Origin of the sequence: Serratia sp. 2723, assembly GCF_050434425.1 — a bacterium.
Lineage (GTDB): Bacteria > Pseudomonadota > Gammaproteobacteria > Enterobacterales > Enterobacteriaceae > Chania.
On sequence record NZ_JBNDIN010000001.1, the window covers coordinates 241,968 to 258,671 of the forward strand.

Annotated in this window: 14 protein-coding genes, 1 tRNA gene and 2 pseudogenes; 5 read left to right on the forward strand and 12 right to left on the reverse strand. The window is 53.1% G+C overall.

Annotated features, from left to right (window positions below; all coding sequences use genetic code 11):
- Positions 1-14: 14 nt before the first annotated feature.
- The 8 genes from ABIE29_RS01130 to ABIE29_RS01165 all read right to left on the reverse strand — a co-directional run bounded on the left by ABIE29_RS01130 (position 15) and on the right by ABIE29_RS01165 (position 6,542).
- Entirely contained in the window at positions 15-299 is a 285-nt protein-coding gene (locus tag ABIE29_RS01130) for a BMC domain-containing protein (protein WP_021807825.1), read from the reverse strand.
- A 22-nt stretch (positions 300-321) separates the two neighbouring features.
- Positions 322-600 (reverse strand): BMC domain-containing protein, encoded by a 279-nt coding sequence (locus ABIE29_RS01135; RefSeq protein WP_004249182.1) that lies wholly within the window; start codon positions 598-600, stop codon positions 322-324.
- A 632-nt stretch (positions 601-1,232) separates the two neighbouring features.
- Complete coding sequence (locus ABIE29_RS01140) at positions 1,233-1,754, reverse strand: FidL-like protein (protein ID WP_429616377.1); 522 nt, start codon at positions 1,752-1,754, stop codon at positions 1,233-1,235.
- A 3-nt stretch (positions 1,755-1,757) separates the two neighbouring features.
- Complete coding sequence (locus ABIE29_RS01145) at positions 1,758-2,552, reverse strand: winged helix-turn-helix domain-containing protein (protein ID WP_429616379.1); 795 nt, start codon at positions 2,550-2,552, stop codon at positions 1,758-1,760.
- Positions 2,553-2,592: 40 nt separating this feature from the next.
- Entirely contained in the window at positions 2,593-3,171 is a 579-nt protein-coding gene (locus ABIE29_RS01150) for a TetR/AcrR family transcriptional regulator (RefSeq protein WP_429616381.1), read from the reverse strand.
- 220 nt (positions 3,172-3,391) lie between these two features.
- Positions 3,392-4,780 (reverse strand): GntP family permease, encoded by a 1,389-nt coding sequence (locus ABIE29_RS01155; RefSeq protein WP_429616722.1) that lies wholly within the window; start codon positions 4,778-4,780, stop codon positions 3,392-3,394.
- Positions 4,780-5,742 carry a D-erythronate dehydrogenase gene (denD, locus tag ABIE29_RS01160; RefSeq protein WP_429616383.1) on the reverse strand — a complete coding sequence of 321 codons (963 nt, stop codon included), beginning with the start codon at positions 5,740-5,742 and terminating at the stop codon, positions 4,780-4,782. The genes ABIE29_RS01155 and denD overlap by 1 nt, the downstream gene beginning before the upstream one ends.
- 32 nt (positions 5,743-5,774) lie before the next feature.
- Positions 5,775-6,542 carry a DeoR/GlpR family DNA-binding transcription regulator gene (locus ABIE29_RS01165; RefSeq protein ID WP_429616385.1) on the reverse strand — a complete coding sequence of 256 codons (768 nt, stop codon included), beginning with the start codon at positions 6,540-6,542 and terminating at the stop codon, positions 5,775-5,777.
- Between the two features lie 543 nt (positions 6,543-7,085).
- On the opposite strand from ABIE29_RS01165, the gene ABIE29_RS01170 reads away from it, so the two are divergent.
- Positions 7,086-7,170, forward strand: a tRNA-Leu gene (locus ABIE29_RS01170).
- Between the two features lie 43 nt (positions 7,171-7,213).
- Positions 7,214-7,369 (forward strand): annotated as a pseudogene (locus tag ABIE29_RS01175) (phage integrase central domain-containing protein); the annotation flags it as partial.
- Between the two features lie 110 nt (positions 7,370-7,479).
- On the opposite strand, the gene phnE (ABIE29_RS01180) reads toward ABIE29_RS01175, so the two are convergent.
- From phnE (ABIE29_RS01180) to phnC, 4 genes and pseudogenes are all read right to left on the reverse strand, one after another.
- Positions 7,480-8,367 (reverse strand): phosphonate ABC transporter, permease protein PhnE, encoded by an 888-nt coding sequence (gene phnE / locus ABIE29_RS01180; RefSeq protein WP_429616723.1) that lies wholly within the window; start codon positions 8,365-8,367, stop codon positions 7,480-7,482.
- A gap of 12 nt (positions 8,368-8,379) precedes the next feature.
- A pseudogene (phnE, locus tag ABIE29_RS01185) lies at positions 8,380-9,237 on the reverse strand (phosphonate ABC transporter, permease protein PhnE); the annotation flags it as partial.
- Positions 9,238-9,300: 63 nt separating this feature from the next.
- A complete protein-coding gene (gene phnD, locus ABIE29_RS01190) occupies positions 9,301-10,242 on the reverse strand; it encodes a phosphonate ABC transporter substrate-binding protein (protein ID WP_429616724.1) in 942 nt (313 codons plus the stop codon).
- Between the two features lie 139 nt (positions 10,243-10,381).
- Complete coding sequence (gene phnC, locus ABIE29_RS01195; protein ID WP_429616387.1) at positions 10,382-11,215, reverse strand: phosphonate ABC transporter ATP-binding protein; 834 nt, start codon at positions 11,213-11,215, stop codon at positions 10,382-10,384.
- 504 nt (positions 11,216-11,719) lie between these two features.
- Between phnC and ABIE29_RS01200 the strand changes: the two genes are divergently transcribed.
- From ABIE29_RS01200 to ABIE29_RS01210, 3 genes are all read left to right on the forward strand, one after another.
- Positions 11,720-13,285, forward strand: a complete 1,566-nt coding sequence (locus tag ABIE29_RS01200) for a DUF1254 domain-containing protein (protein ID WP_429616389.1) — start codon at positions 11,720-11,722, stop codon at positions 13,283-13,285.
- Between the two features lie 1,688 nt (positions 13,286-14,973).
- The gene (locus ABIE29_RS01205) at positions 14,974-15,579 is read left to right on the forward strand and encodes a tyrosine-type DNA invertase (RefSeq protein WP_261261605.1); all 606 of its coding nucleotides are present in this window, start codon (positions 14,974-14,976) and stop codon (positions 15,577-15,579) included.
- A 432-nt stretch (positions 15,580-16,011) separates the two neighbouring features.
- Positions 16,012-16,701 (forward strand): hypothetical protein, encoded by a 690-nt coding sequence (locus tag ABIE29_RS01210; protein WP_429616391.1) that lies wholly within the window; start codon positions 16,012-16,014, stop codon positions 16,699-16,701.
- Positions 16,702-16,704 lie beyond the last annotated feature (3 nt).

Here is a 16,704-nt window from a genome sequence, read left to right on the forward strand (position 1 = left end):
CAGTGAATTCCTTGTTATTCGGTGATTTTGTACTGCGAGATGATTTTCTGGATATCGTTATGCGGGCGGGCAATCACCAGTGAGGTAACCACTTCGCCAACGCGTTTGGCCGATTCAATACCGGAATCCACCGCCGCCTTGACCGCACCGACGTCGCCCTTCACCATGGCGGTGACCAGGCCGGAACCGACGTTCTCATAGCCGATCAGCTCCACGTTGGCCGCTTTGCACATCGCATCGGCGGCTTCAATACAGGCCACCAGCCCTTTGGTTTCAATCAATCCTAATGCGTCACCCATGTCCGTTCTCCTCAAAGCGTCGTTACGCTTTGTGCTTAATCACGATTTTGTTGATGTCGTTGTGTGGGCGGGCGATAACCAGTGAAGTCACCACTTCACCCACACGCTGCGCGGATTCCACGCCGGAATCGACGGCGGCTTTTACCGCACCGACATCACCTTTCACCATGGCGGTGACCAGGCCGGAACCGACGTTTTCATAGCCGATCAGTTCGACGTTGGCCGCCTTGCACATGGCGTCCGCCGCTTCAATACAGGCCACCAACCCTTTGGTTTCGATTAAGCCTAATGCATCACCCATTGTTGTTTCCTCCACAAAGCCGGTTTATGAGTCGTCATCTGCTGCGCCGTTCGCCATGAGGGGATCAAGGTTTCCGACGGCTAAAGGCACTATACCCCTTGGTGGTTGAATCAAAATATAAATTCATTAATCGATATCTATTTAGTTTTTTATTCTAATAATAAGCGTCAATTTATCCTATTTTTATCTGTTTACTCTGATAATCAGCTCGATAATAGTTCTGCTCCCTGGCAAGAAATGGCGGGTTTTGGCATTCACTTAAGGGCGGAAAATAATGTTAAATCTATGGTGTTCAAATGGGTTTTTTAGGTAGCGGAGCGGCTTGCAGACTGTGGAGTAGCGCAGGTTTTTTTGGGGCAGTTGTTAAGGTCGGCAATTTCCCCTCCCTCTAACCCTCTCCCGCAGTGAGAGGTGACTTAACGTGCCACAGATTAGCCTCTGTACCTAACTTCGGCTCCGTACTAGCTCCCTCTCCTTTTGGGGAGAGGGTTGAGGTGAGGGGGAAATAGCGATCGCTGAATAATCGACAGGCATTATGACTATCGGGGGCGGTTTTTGGGGATTGTAAGGGCTAATGAGAGGCAGGCCATAGGCTTATGACAAGGGGGAACAGCTTTGCTGGGGAACGGGCGTTAGTCTAACTGGCTACCGGGTTTCAACGTGCAGATAAACAGTGGGGAGTTGATCGAACTGAGTAACACGGAGTCGGCATTGATTTTCTCCATCGCCAATTGCAGGCCGTCGTGGCTGTCTGACATTTCCCGCATAAAGTAATCAAAGATCACGTCGGGTGATTGATCGATAGAGGATTTGCTGGAGACCCAGCGGTTGATCTGATAATAGCGGGTGCCGGGGGAAACGCGCTTGCTGGTATAATCAAACTGTACGTAGCGTTGTAAATACAGCCAGCCGGCCTCCGAGTCTGAATATCCTTCCACCACGATGGAGCCTTTGCCTTTGGCATTAAAATAAAAGTGAACGTTGACGTTAACGGATTCGGTGATGGTGTCTTCAAAATGCATAATAGCTTTGGTTGAGCAGTTTAAAACATCATCGTGCCAGATAACATTATGCTTGACGGTGATAAATAGTGAGACCAGTAGCAATATGATAGAGACTGCAAACAGCCTTTTCCCCCATCCCATTGTTTTCATAATTTATTTCCATGAATAATAAAAATAGTTATCGCAGTAGCTGAATGTATTATCTTGATGCTTGGCACAATGTGCGAGAAACGTCCGGCCTAAGCCGTTGGATTGCAGCTTGTCACCATAAAAGAACAGAAAACGTTCGTCCTTATCATACCTTATGTTCTTTTTTTCTTTGACAGCAAAAAAGTTTTTCAGGTAATTCTCGCGCATTCTTGGATTTATCATGGCGTCGGTGGATAACACCTCAATGGGTTCCTGCGCAACGAGGGTGAAGGTGAGAGGGGTCAGGCTGCCGTTGTTACTCCACGACCAGCCGATCAGCGCGATGGCCAACAGCGATATCATCGCCCCGGCACAACCCCAGTAGCGATCGTTGCTGGTGGTGGCCGCCGCTACCGGCGTTGGTTCAGGGGCTATCTCGGCAGAGGATTCGTGTTCGCTGGCGTGTATCACCGGGTGCAACAAGGAGTCATCGATCACCTCGATCGTCAGCTCTGGGTTGATTTCCAGCCGGCCTCGGGCCACGGTGACGATCACGTTCTCAATGCCATAACGGCGGAAAGCTTTGCGCAGGATGCTCAGGTACTGGTTCAGGTTGCTGTTGGAGGACATCAGCCCGTTGTCGTCCCAGACCCGCTGCATCACCGTATCGCGGCTGATCACGCCAGGATGCTGGATCATGAAGAACAGCAAGGCGTTGGCAGTGATGGTGAGTTGGCTGTCTGACTTGCCGCCGTCGTCCAGCTTTAGCGAGCCTTCGGTGGCGTCATAAATAAGAAAGGCATTAATTTTGTATTTCATTATCGCCCCTGGGTGATTGGCTGTCCGCGAACCGAGGAGGTTAAAACTCCTCGCAGGTCATTGCCGCCAGTCTCGTCACCAATGCAAGCCGCTCTTCCGGCGTCATAGTGACTCCTTCCGTGAGTTCAGAAAGCCATAGGCCGTCTGCACCATAGCGCACCAAATTACCTACGTAGCTGCGATCCAGTTCATCGGCGTTGGCCAGATGTTGCAGCACCCAGTCCCGCCAGCACTTACGCAACACCTTCTCATCCGGCATGGCCAGCGACAGCAGGGCCAATTGACGACTGGTGTCGGTTTCACTGATGCCCGCCAGGTACATCAGATAGGCCCGGGAGAAGCGCCCGCGTGGGTTATCGTCCACGGCCATCAGCGCCATAATGCCGCGATCCATTACCGCCAGCAGACGAATAAACAGCGCGTGGATCAGTTCCTGCCTGCCGGGAAAGTGGTGCAGCAGCCCGCCCTTGCTGACCCCAGCCTGCTTGGCGACGGCGTTTAGCGACAGCGCGGCAATCCCATCTTTGGCTGCGATGATACTGGCGGCTTCCAGCAGCTGCTCTTGCAGCCGTTCCGGGTCTTTTTTGCGATGCACGTGGGTATTCATGGGGAAGAGCATACCGACCAGCCGGTATGTTATTTTTGATCGAGGTCAATCCGCTTCCCCTAAAGGTCTGACCAATCCTGAATAATGCTAAGTAGGTCAAACTATTTTATTTATCAATCAATTAGGAAAGTTTTTACTAACTTAATCGAAGTTGGGAGCTAACTGGGGCGTTAAGGTTAACAGGTGGCTAGGACCGTTCCCTCTCACTAAAGGAGAGGGTTGGGTTGAGGGGCTACAAGATCCAGTCCAGCAGTAAAATACCGACCAGGCTGATCGCCCAGGCTATCGTGGTGGGCACTGACCAGACCATCATCTGCTGCTTCACGTCCTTGATGCCCATCATCCGGTTGACTACCCAGAACATGCTGTCGTTAAAGTAGCTGAAGAACAGCGCGCCCATGGTGGCGGCCTGCGCGGCGGCCAGCATATTGACGCCGGGCAACTGGCTGACGATAGGGGCCGAGATGGACGCGGCGGTGATCATGGCAACGGTGCCCGATCCCTGTATCAGGCGCACCAGCGTAGCGATAAAGAAGGGGATCAATACCGGGGACAGCGGTAGATTGGCGACGTGCTGCGCCAGCAGGGTGCCGGTACCGCTTTCACGTAACACCGCCCCCAGCGCGCCACCGGCACCGGTTACCAGCAAGATGATCCCGGCGGTCTGCAACCCTTCCTCCAGCCGCTCCAGCGTTTCGTGCTTGTCGACCTTCGGCATCAGGGTGTAAACCGCCAGCAGCACGCTGATGGCCAACGCAATCACCGGTGCGCCGAGGAAGGCAAAGGCTTGCCCCCACAGGCTTTCCCCCAGCCAGGCCATACCTTCAGACTTGGCCAGCATAGTGTTCACCGCATTGATAAAGATCAGCACGATGGGGGCGATGATTGGCAACAGCGATAGCGTCAGGCTCGGCAGCACCTTGGCTTCTTTCTCGGCCAGATAGCGCTGGTGGGTGGCCCGCAGATCTTCCGGCTCCTCATCCTGGTTTTCCGGCGTAAAATCAGGGTAATAGGTACCGAGCCAGCGCGCATAGATCACGATGCCGATCACGCAGGGAATGGCTAACACCAACCCGGCCAGCATCATGGCACCGATATCCACGCCGAAGATCCCCGCGACACCTAATGGGCCAGGGGTTGGTGGCACCGCGTGGTGGGTAATGATCAGGCCACCCGCCAAGGCTACGCCGAGCGTCAGCAGATTGCGTTGGCCCTTCCTGGCCAGCGCCTTGACCAACGGATAAAGGATGACGAAAGCCGAATCGACAAAGATCGGGATGCTGACGATATAGCCGGTGATCGCCAACGCCCACTCTTCGCGCTTTTTACCCAGCCACTTGATAAAGCTGAAGGCGATCTGCTCCGCCGCGCCGGAAACCTCCAGCACGCGGCCCATCATCACCCCCAGACCAATGACAATCCCGATACTGCCGAGCGTGCTGCCAAACCCTTTGGAAATGGTATCCACCGTCTGCATGGCGCTCAGTCCGCCGCTGATCCCGGCGATAGAGGCCGCCGTCAGCATGGCGATCAGCGCATGAACTCGGGTGCGTAATACCAGCCACACCAGTACGAATACGGCCACCGCCAAACCAATGATGGGAGTATAAAGTGCCATAATCAGCTCCCTGCCTGCGGCATCTCATCACGCATAAAAGCGCGGATGACCTGCTGGAAGTTCTCATCGGCATAGAACCCCAACGCCAATGCACGTTGTACATCGAAGTTGCCCGGCCAACTGGCGACAATGCGATTGATGGCTTCATCCGGTACAAAGCTCACCTTGGCACGAGTCTGCTCACCGGCTACCTCCCCCAGCGCGGCCAGCATCTGTTGCACCGTGACGCTGATGCCGGGCAGGTTGACGATGCGTGAGGTGCCGAACTGCGCGGTGGGCAGCGTGGCGGCATGGATAAAGTTGCGTACCACGGTGCCAGGGCTGGACAGCCACAGCGCCAACTCTGGGGAGACAGGACAGACGGAAGGCTCCCCGTGCAGTGGTTCACGGATGATGCCGCTGGCAAAGGAGGAGGCCGCCTTATTCGGCTTGCCGGGGCGCACGCTGATGGTAGGCAGACGCAGCACACGCGCATCGACAAATCCTTTGCGGGCGTAATCGTTGATCAACAGCTCACACAGCGCCTTTTGTGCGCCATAGGAGGATTGCGGCTGCACGGCGCAATCATCAGTAACGGTGTCCGGAAGCTGGCCACCAAACACTGCCAACGAACTGGTGAAGATAAACTTCATCGCTGGGGCATTGCGGCGAGCGGCCTCCAGTAGCTGGCGAGTCGCGTCGAAGTTCACCTGCATCCCGAGATCGAAGTCGCTTTCTGCATGGCTGCTGACGATGGCGGCCAGGTGATAGAGCACGCTGCACTCACTGTCGATCAACCGATCGGCGGCATCGGGTTGAGTGAGGTCGAGTGCCAGGCAGCGAACTCGTGGATCCGCTAGCGGGGCGTTTGGTTGCTGGATATCAGCCAGAACCAGTTCGTCAAAAGGCAGCGTATTGTCCTGCAGCAGCGCGGCTGCCAGACGTTGGCCCAAAAAGCCTGCTCCACCGGTAATGATGACCTTCATGGTTATATTCCTTTTCTTGTAGGGGATTGTTATCAGAGGTTGATGCTGTGCAGCCGCACGCCACGCTCCTGGAGTTGTTGCTGCGTTTCTGGCGGCAGGGCGGCATCGCAGATGATGTCGTCGAGCGCCGCCAGTGGGCAGACGCGAAACATGCCGTACTTGCCGTATTTACTGCTGTCGGAGACCAGCACCTTGCGCCGGGCCACGTCCAGCAGCGCCTGTTTCACCAGAACTTTCTCTTCATGCGGGGTAGACAGGCCATGCTCCAGATCCCAGGAACTGGTGCTGATAAAGGCCACGTCGATATTCAGGGTGCGCAACAACATGGCGGCGCAGCTGCCGACGCAGGAATAGTTGCGCTGATCGACTCGCCCGCCGGTGTGAAACAGGTTGAGCTGTGGGCGATTCATCAGGTGCTGGATAATGGAAAAATCGTTGGTGACTACCGTCAGGTTGAAGCGTTCGGCCAGTTGGCGGGCTATCTCGAAACTGGTGGTGCCCGCGTCCAGATAGACCACCTGGCCATCTTCGACCAGCTCGGCGGCATATTTGCCGATGGCCCGCTTTTGCCGGTGATGCAGTTGGGCCTTCTCTTTGTAGGCCAGTTCCTGGCGTAGCGCGTCACTCAGGCGTACGCCGCCGCTGACGCTGATCACCTTGCCTTCTTCTTCCAGTTGATGGATGTCGCGCCTGACGGTCATATGTGAAACGCTCATCAACTCGGCCAGGGCCACGATGGTGACCAACTGATACTCATGTACATAGCGATAGATAAAATCGCGGCGTTCCGATGGGATCATCCTAAACTCCTGGTCGGTAGCGATGGTGCCGCTGGATGGCTGTTATTTTTTGTTATGTTATTAATATTCAATCATTTGATTTAACAAATAAACGAGGGTGGTCACAGAAGGGCTGGTGGTGAAGGGGCGGGGGGAGTGGTATAAAGTTATTATTATTCAATAAATTACGTTTTATTTTTGCGAGAGTGTGAATCACAGAAGGTTGTGATGAAAAGTGTGAGGTGTAACAAAAAAGTGCAGGATGGTGGTGGGGCAGCAGAGTAGATTGGCTGATGACAGCCTAGCTGCCCACTGCATAAAGTCTGCTTCTTGGAAAATTATCCAGACACTCACAAATCGACTCGGACGGCCTCCTCTCCCTGTGGGAGAGGGGGCGATCGCGGTCGCTGATGAAGTCAATTTAGAGTGAGAAATGAGCAGGGTAAGCCGAGAAAATCGACGGGTGACGTTTTTTTCAACATTCAACTCGTTGAATGCTTGATAAGTGTTGCGCGAGGCAGGTGGGAAGGTATAATGCCCACGTTTTCCGCATACTACTTCAGTGCCGAAGTGGCGAAATCGGTAGACGCAGTTGATTCAAAATCAACCGTAGAGATACGTGCCGGTTCGAGTCCGGCCTTCGGCACCATTAGTCAGTACGCAAATCAAGTCGCCTTCGAGCGGCTTTTTTTGTGCCTGAAACTCAGGTATCACGCGGTTTCCCTTCTAAATCTACTAAGAAATGGTCTGAGTCTCACTGCGTCCGAGTTCTCAAGAGCCTTTCAGATTATCTTTTTCCCGCCATGGGTAACCGCAATATTGCCGATCTCAAAACCCGTGATTTGCTGATGTCTCGTATATCGCAAGGTTTGAACGCATTGGCATCGTTCACGTAGCGGCAGAGCCCCAGTCTATGGGAAGGGAGCGACGTGTTTTTTCAACTACACGCGCAGCTGCTCTATTCCTCGTTAGTTCTAAACAAAGGTATTGTATTACCAACAATATAGCGGCGGCGCAGCCAGGCAGAGAGTGCGTCCATCGCCATTACCACTATGACCATCACCAGGGTAATAAACATCACCACGTCCCAGTGCCACAGCCGCATGTTTTCAGCATAGACCAGACCGATGCCTCCTGCGCCGACAAAGCCTAGGACAGCCGCTGAACGAGTGTTGGATTCAATCTGAAACAGGCTCAAAGCCAGGAGTGTCGGAAAGGATTGCGTGAAGATAGCGAAGCGATGCTTTTGCAGGCTATTGGCACCAACTGCGTCGAGCCCCTTGCCGGGAGCGCGATCCACGGCCTCATGCCCTTCAGCATACAGACGCCCCAGTAACCCGGTATCCTGCATGATAATGGCCAGCACTCCCGCCAGCGGCCCAAGGCCGACGGCACGAACAAAAATCAATCCCCAGATGGCCATGTCTATCCCGCGCAGTACATCAAACAGACGGCGTATCAGCACAGCAATGGCCTCGGGCAACCGGCCCTGCATGATATTACGCGCCGCGAGGAATGACAGCGGAAGCGCAATCGCCGTAGCGGTCAGTGTTCCGGCGAAGACAATGGCCAGTGTGATAAGGATCTGCGTCAGGTAATACCATAACGGCCAGTCAGTAAAATCCTGCCAGATAAACATCCGGTGCAAATAATGGCCGATTTTCCCGATGCCTGCGCTGAACTTGTCGGGACTGATGCCGTACTGGGAGAAAAACCAGAGGTAGTATAATAAGCCAGCCAAGACCAGCCCCCCTATACGACAAAAATAGCGTATCTGAACCTGGAGTAGCACCTCGTGACCGAGCCGACTCAATCCGGGACTGTGGTGGTTAAGCTCGGGGCGCATTGGTGTTGCGTACAACACCCCTCTGCGTAGCCGACCGGACAGGCTATCCAGCAGGGATACTACAATAATAATCAGCAGCAGCGTCATGCTGACCTGATCGTAACGGTCGAGTTTGATATTAGCCATCAACTCTTGGCCTATCCCTCCAGCCCCCACCAATCCAAGAATGGTTGAGGAACGAAAGTTGATTTCCAGACACATCAGACCGTAGGAGAGAAAAATCGGCTTTACTTGTGGCCACAGGGCGAAACGTACCCGCTGCAGCGCAGACGCACCACAGGCCATCAAGCCGCGTACCGGTCTGTCTTGGGCACTTTCTACCGCCTCATAGAACAATTTGGTCAGGCTACCCGTACTGTGCAGCATCAACGCAAGGGTTCCAGCCAATGGGCCGATACCCAATGCCATCACAAAAAGCATCGCCCACGCCAGGTCCGGCAGGGTTCTTAAGAATGCCACCAGTGTGCGTATGGCAAGGCGCAGTGGCCAAACCGCGCCTCCGTTGCTGGCTGCAAGGAACGCCAGAGGGGTGGCGATAACGATGGCAATACCGGTTGAGGCCAGTGCCATCTGGAGTGTTTCCAGAAGCAGTGGCAACTGTACCGGCAGGCGATATCCCCACCAGGCAAGAGACCCCTTAACATGGGAACCAGCAAACAGGTCCGCCAGGTGAAGTGCCGGTAAGGTGTCAGACAGGTAACTCGCTAAATCAGGCAGGGCATGCCAGAGAGTGAGGGGATTAAATTCGGCAACGTGACCGGCGGAAAAATAGAATGCCAGTAGCAGAACTGACACACCCAGAGTATCCCGCTTTTGTCGAAAGCGAACCTGATGATAATAACGTTCAAAATCGGTATGGGCACTGTTCATCGGGCGCTGATTTCCTGGGGGGCGATCTTCCCGGCGTGATGGCCGGGGAGACCTGGAACAGAATTAACGCGTGCTGAGCAATTCGCGTTTCATATCGATAATGAGCTGAAAATCAGCAACACTCCCCTGGCTGATATGTAATGGTCCCCCTACCGCTTTGATAAAGCAGGCATGATCGTCTGTATCTAGTTTCTTGATGGCGCCGATCACTTTGGTTTTAAACTCCGCCGGAAGGGCGTTGCTGACGAGGATCGGCCCGCTCGGAATAGGCGGGGATTGCCAGATTATCCGGATCTGTTTCATCAGGTCCGGGTAGCCCATACGCATTAGCGAGTGGAAGGCGCTCGCGCTATAGCCGCTGTTGCGATCGCCGGTCATTGAGCTGTAGGTGACTGCGCCGGCGAACTGTCCGTTCAGTACGCCAAGGATATCCTGCTCATGTCCTCCGGAGAAGGTAATGCTGGAGAAGAAGTGGTTATACTGATTATCCACATTACCGCCCAGCTTATTCCTGAATGCGTAGTCAGGGATCAGATAACCGGAAGTAGAATCAGGATCGGCAAAAGCAAAGGGTTTACCTTTCAGGTCGTCCAAAGACTGGTACGGGCTGTCAGCTTTAACCACCACGACCGAATGATAACGGTGAGCTCTGGTTTTATCATCGGCGGTAATACCAATGATATCGACCGCATCGGGATCCCTGATATACACCGACGCATAGGCGGCCGGAGACATATTCAGCACAACATCGACCTTGCCACCAAGCAGACCCTGAGTGATACCCGTATAGTCCGACGCGTTGCGTAAGCGGGTATCGACTTTCAGCTCATGATCCAGAAATTGTTTAACGCACTGATTATCACCGATTTGTTGTGTTGAGTTTTGTCCGCCTAAAATCCCCAGATTTAATACTGCCGGTTGCGTAGCGGCACTGGCCTGCCATACTAGCGCCGTGCTCAGAATGGTGGCAGAAAAACCAACGCGAGTAAAAAAGTGTTGTGTCATCATCTTCCCCGTTTGAAAAAAAAATGTAGTGAGGCTGCTGACTCCCCACCGGCCTACCATGTAGGGGCGCTGCATGCTGCGCCCGTTTGTATAATCAATGGGTTAGCTAGGATCCCATTTTGTCATCACTTTGATGTAGTTAGCTTGTTTCGTCGTTGTACAGTTGGTGCAGGATAGTCTGATTCAATGTTGAGGGAGGACCGTCGTAGATAATACGGCCGCCAGCCACGCCAATAACACGTGTGCAATATTTTTGAACAATATCAATAGAGTGGAGATTAACGACGACACTGATACCCTGTTCGGCTATTTCACGAAGCGCGCCCATAATGAGATGGCTATTGGTAGGATCAAGCGAGGCTACGGGTTCGTCGGCCAGTAAAATCTCCGGGTTTTGCATCAGTGCCCGGCAAATGGCTACGCGCTGCATCTGCCCCCCGGAAAGGTTTTCCGCGCGCTGCAACGCCTGCGGCAGTATGTTCATCCACTCCAGCAGAGAAATGGCGCGCAGTTGGTCAGCTTTAGTGAATAGCTTAAACCAGGATTTAAGCGTGGAGGTTTGGCTCAGGCGGCCAAGCAGGACATTTGTCAGGACATCTAGACGCGGGACGAGGCAGTAATCCTGAAAAATCATGCCGCACCGACTACGCCAGGCATGCAGTGCGCGGCCCGTTAATTGGGTAATCTCAAGCGGCTTCTCATGCAGCGGATAACTGACGATTTCTCCCTCGCTGGCAGGGAGGACACCGTTCAGGATATGCAGCAAGGTTGATTTACCCGCCCCTGAACGGCCAATGACGCCAGTCAGTTCTCCTGCATAAAAATCAACGCTAAGGTTGTTCAGGACGGGAGCCTGCCCGCGCCAGGATTTGCTCAGGTTACGCACGCTTAGAATGGTACGCTGCCGGGCAATGCCGGAATATGTCAGTGGCGGAGAGTCGCTTTCCGCTACTGCGGTAAGAGCATGGTTCATCAGAGTCCCCGTGCAAATAATACCAGGTAATACCAAATGGTTAGCGATCCCGATATGAATTAACGGATTGCTACCACCCCGGGTGGAGAATTTTGGCAATGCAAGGGGGGGACCCGTTAATTAGTAGGATTTATCTTATCTCCCTTACTTCTTATCATAAAATTAACATCCAGTCATTTTTGGTGGGGAGATCCGGAGTGGCCGGAGAGCCTGTTAGCTGAGTGCAGAATTTGTCCCACGAGCATCGGGCCTTATCGCTTAACAAATTCGCACTACGACAATATTTGAAACATTTAGACAGTAAATGTCTTTCTTTGATTATTTTGCTTACATAAAAGCGTTTTGCCGGAGAAAAACCCGTTGAGAGTTTGCTTAACATCAGGGAAACGCGACGGCGACAAGCACAAGCCTCTGCCTCCAGATGGTGCGAGTGGTTAGCCATGGTGCTGGGAGCTGTAAATGCCCGCTCTCGTAAGTTTCCTATAACAAAAAGAGGGAAAACTTATGATTCTCAACCGTTATCAGGGCCTCATCACCACGACTCTCCTTGGCGCGTTATGCGTGCCGAACGTCTACGCGCAGCAAGCTTCTACGGATGTACCCACGCCGGGCTTTAATACCTATATCCCACAGGATGTCCTGACCCCGAGCACCATTCCAACCCGGATTGGCACGCTCAGCTTTGTTGACGGCGTACCGACGCAAGACACGGCCAACCTGGCGTTCGACAACCTTGATTTCCTGCGCGGCGTGGAAGTGTTTCTCAGCCTTATGCCTGCCGCGAGCATTGAGGCGATCCGCCGGGGCAACGCCGCGCTTGGGGCAACCAAGAGCAACCAGGCCACTATCTACGATCAACTGGCCGATTCCAATCCGCTGCTGCTTACCGCCAACACCGACACGGTCTACGCCTTTGGCATACTTGACCTGGAAACTGACGGTCCGACGGTGGTTGAGGTGCCGCCAGGCAGCGGACCGGGTACAGTGAATGATGCCTTCTTCCGCTTTGTTGTCGATATGGGGGTACCCGGTCCAGATCGTGGCAAAGGGGGGAAATACCTGATTGTGCCCGCAGACTACAAGGGTAAGTTACCCAAGGATGTGAAGCATGGCGGTGAATACTACATTGCACGTTCGCCATCCTATGTGAACATCGTGGTACTGCGCGGATTTTTGGTGGATGGCAAACCTGATGCGGCCTCGAAAATGTTCCGTGACGGTTTCAAAGTCTATTCGCTGAGCAAGGCGCACAACCCTCCGAAGATGGAGTTTATCAACTCCTCGGGGAAGGCATTTAACACGGTGCATGCCAACAACTTTGAATTCTACAAGGAACTCGACCATATCATTCAGAAAGAACCCGTCGGCTTTATCGATCCCGAACTGCGCGGGCTGGCCGCTTCAATTGGTATTCGTAAGGGCCAGGTATTTTCACCAGACGAGCGGATGACGAAAATTCTCAGCCATGCGGTCGCTGCTGGCAACGCTACTGCCAGAGCCATCAGTTTTCGTAGCCGTGATCCCCGTTCCCTGCTGTATCCCAATAGCCAGTGGCGGGCCAGCTTTATTGGTGGCGATTATCGTTGGCTCGGCGGTGATGGCCTTGCAGGCCGGGACCTTGATGCACGCACCAGCTTCTTCTACATGGCCACCGTCAATACGCCAGCGATGGCGGCGAAACTGGTTGGCAAGGGATCGCAGTATGCCATTTCCAGTGCCGATGCGGCAGGCGAGCCTTTCGATGGCGCGAAGAACTACCGGTTGAACATTCCCAAGAATGTGCCAGCCAAGGACTTTTGGTCAGTGGTGATCTATGACCCGCAGACCCGCTCCGAGCTACAGACCTCGCAACCGTTCCCTAGCAAGAATAACAAGCGTGACAAGCTGATCGCCAATGCTGACGGATCGGTCGATCTGTACTTCGGGCCTAAGCCGCCGAAAGGCCTGGAGGCTAACTGGACGCAGACGGTGCCGGGTAAAGGCTGGTTTACCATCTTCCGGCTGTACGGCCCGCTTGACGCCTGGTTCGACAAGACGTGGAAACCCGGTGAGATAGAAGAGGTCAAGTAGCCGCCAGTATGGGCAATGCCCCTGCATTTGACCTCAGCTCTGGGCTCGCTCCCTCATAATGGCAGCGTTGGGAATACATGACGTCATATGGCGTTAATCTCCATCAGCCCCTGCGCTGCCACCAAACATGCGCTAATGCGCTAGAGTCGGTTGGATAACATGGCCGACAAAGAGTGCGAAAGTAAATCTTTTGGTTATTTCTGCCAGGGCAACCCGCCTTGGCGGAGCGGGTTGTTTGCATCGTGTCCATGGCGTCTTTCCTTTTCCAGACAGGAGCGAGGGAGTACTGATGAAATAGATAGGCAAAGTAACATAGTCATTAACACCGTTCTTGACTGCCCTGTAGGGGAGCAAGGACAGCTACAACAAGCAAATCGTCAACGGGACTTTCGTACAGATTGCTTAGTCCTACCCCTGATATGTCTTATCCCGCAGCGATGTATTGGGGAAACAGGAAATTGACTCATTGTTGTTGTAATAGGAGATGTGGTGAGCATGATGGCATATTTGTTGTGGTTTGGGCTTACGGTGTCCTTGACCGGAGTGATGTTGTTGGGAGAACCAGCATGCAAAACTCGCAGGCTACAGGGAGGGAGGGGCAACTGGTTGGGGCGATTTTTGCGGGGGGAAGTTGGATGGTGGGGATCGTTTCGAGTCGTCATCACGGTGGCTACCGCTCTATGGTGGAGTGGAGCGGCAGGTGTGCTGGTTTCTGACGTTGTGCGGGCCTGCATCGTCATAGTAACTGGTTTCGCTCTGGTTATTGCTCTGCTCAACGTAGGGAGAAGGGCAGAGTTACCGATATTGCCCTGTCTGTGCTTGGCTGGTGTACTAAGTGCCATTTTGGTCTTCCTATATAATATCGGAGGGCGGGTGCTACCGGTGTTTGCGACGGGGAGATGGTGAACGAAAGTGAGGGAGGGGGCGGTGAAATGACGAGGTTGCCGGGGCTATCTGGGTCTTGGCGGCTGACGCATTTATGATAACGGGGATCAGGCATTCCTTGGCAGGTGTGGGATCCCGTGTACGGAAATTCACCACATCATGCAGGCTACCGTGACTCCTGGATGAACTGGAGAGTATTGCTCAACTGAATTATCACCCACTGTTTCAGTATCTCGAACCCGGCACGACGATACCTCTGGGCGTTTCAACCATCTTCAGGCGATTTACATATTCCTCAACAACACCGTCACTTCACTTGCAGCAGATAGCTTCATATATTGCAGCCGCGTCGGTTTCCATTGCTGAGACAACCCGCTGACCCACTTTCAATGATATCAATGAACTACTGATTCAACAGTGAGTTATTCTTTATTTTCGTCAACCGGTAAAAGTCGAGCATCAAGTTGTTGCGCCATTTTTTGCACATCAGCCTAAACACCATAAGTAAAAAAAAGCCCGAGTTAACGGGCAGAAAAAGAAACAAAAGGGTTGCACGGGGTACACCCTAAAGGGAATGCATTGTGTGAAGAAACAACGCCATCATTGAGTCAACGGTTTTTTATCTTGTCAATGGGGGGCGGTATTATCGGCTTTTCGGAGTCGGCTTATGCCGGGCCGAGGAGCACCCTGTCAGGATGTGAGCGGGTATGCTGCCTTTACCCTATGCTTGAGCCTGACGGGCTTAACGTGAATAATGCCGCTGCTGCACTGCAGCCTTTGAATACTTCTGGAGAACGATAAAATTGAGCAAACAACGCAAGTACCTGACACAAGGAGAGGTCGAGCAATTATTGATAGCCGCCGGGCAGGGCAGCATGCCAGAGCGGGACTATTGTCTGATTTACATGAGCTTTGTGCATGGTTTTCGGGTGAGTGAAGCACGTTATTTAACGCTCTCGGATTTAGACATGAAGGAAGGGTGTCTTTATATCCACCGTCTAAAGCAGGGGTTCAGTACCACCCACCCGTTACTGAGCAAAGAGATCAAGGCGCTGCGAGCCTGGCTGAAGGTGAGAAAGACCATGAAGGGGGCAGACAGTGACTGGCTGTTTTTGTCACAGCGTGGGGGGCCTCTAAGCCGGCAGCGGATCTATCGACTGATCCAACAGTTGGGTGAAACGGCGGGGATCTCGGTATGTTCGCATCCGCACATGTTGCGACATGCCTGCGGATTTGCGCTGGCGGACCGCGGCGTGGACACAAGGCTGATCCAGGACTATCTGGGACACCGCAACATCAGGCATACCGTGCGTTACACGGCCAGTAATGCGGGGCGATTTGAGGGTGTGTGGCGGTCAAAAAGCAGGCAAAAAAAATTACCTTTAGGACCAAACTGTCATCTATCTTAGAATAGCCTTGATTTTGCGCAACAGAAAAAACAAGAATTTTCCTATCAAATTATTTCTAGTTGTAAAACAACGACATGCATCACGTTTTCTTTCCCGTCCTTTCCTTAGTTATCAGCAAGTTAAGAAAAACAGCCTGTAACAACCCCCCATCCCGTTCTGTCAGATTTTGTCAGCGCCGCTTTTCTATTCGATACCGAAAGTGATAACTGCCGAATATGTCATAAATGTCGGCAGCTATCACTGTAAATGGTTGATTATTTAGTCAGTCAGGCCAGTGGCTGCAATAAGGAGTCAAAATGGTCCTAAATGTCACCTTGTTGGTGTACTCACGGAACACAACTGTTTCGCGGTGAAGGACCTGCGCGCAGGGACGGGCGGTTAACCGTCCGGGCTCTTTACAGAAGTTTAAAACAATCTACTCAGGTACAAGAAATGAATAAGCAAAACGTAAAAATGACACTGTTGGCTTCCCTGGTAACCGGTCTGGTGCTCTCCCAGGGGGCCATGGCGGCCGGTGGGGCGCTGGTGACGTTCGAGACCAAGGTCGGGACAACCACATGTAACGTGGGTGTCGGTACGGGAACCCAGACCGACGAAGCGGCTACCAAGGTCTTTATGGGCGAGTTCACTCCGACGGCACTGACGACAATTGGAACTACTGGTACCAAAACAAAGGTCGGTAATACCAATTATGGGTTGACAACGGGTCCTGAGGGGGGCGCCGGGGTCGTGCTGAATGTCACGGGTTGTGAAGGGGCATCGCTTGCTAAGGGTTCTGGAATAAATATGCTGGTTGAAGGCCCGTCGGCCATGGGGGTGGGCAAGAACGACCTTTATGGTGATTACACTACCGATCAGGGTTTTGGTATCGCACTGGAGTATACCGTTCACCCTGCCAAGGACTTTGAGCCAGTTAAGTTGGCGGGCTACGCCACACCAACAGATAACACAATTGAAGTTATCAATAATACCAAAGATGCCTCCGGGGTTGACGCGGCTGCACTCCCCGATGCCAGCGTCAGCATCATGCCACATGTGGCGGTGTACGGTCAGAATGATGCCGCATTTACTGCAGGTGCCACGGTCGATACCGTTGTTCACTTCACAGTCGTAAATAACTGATTG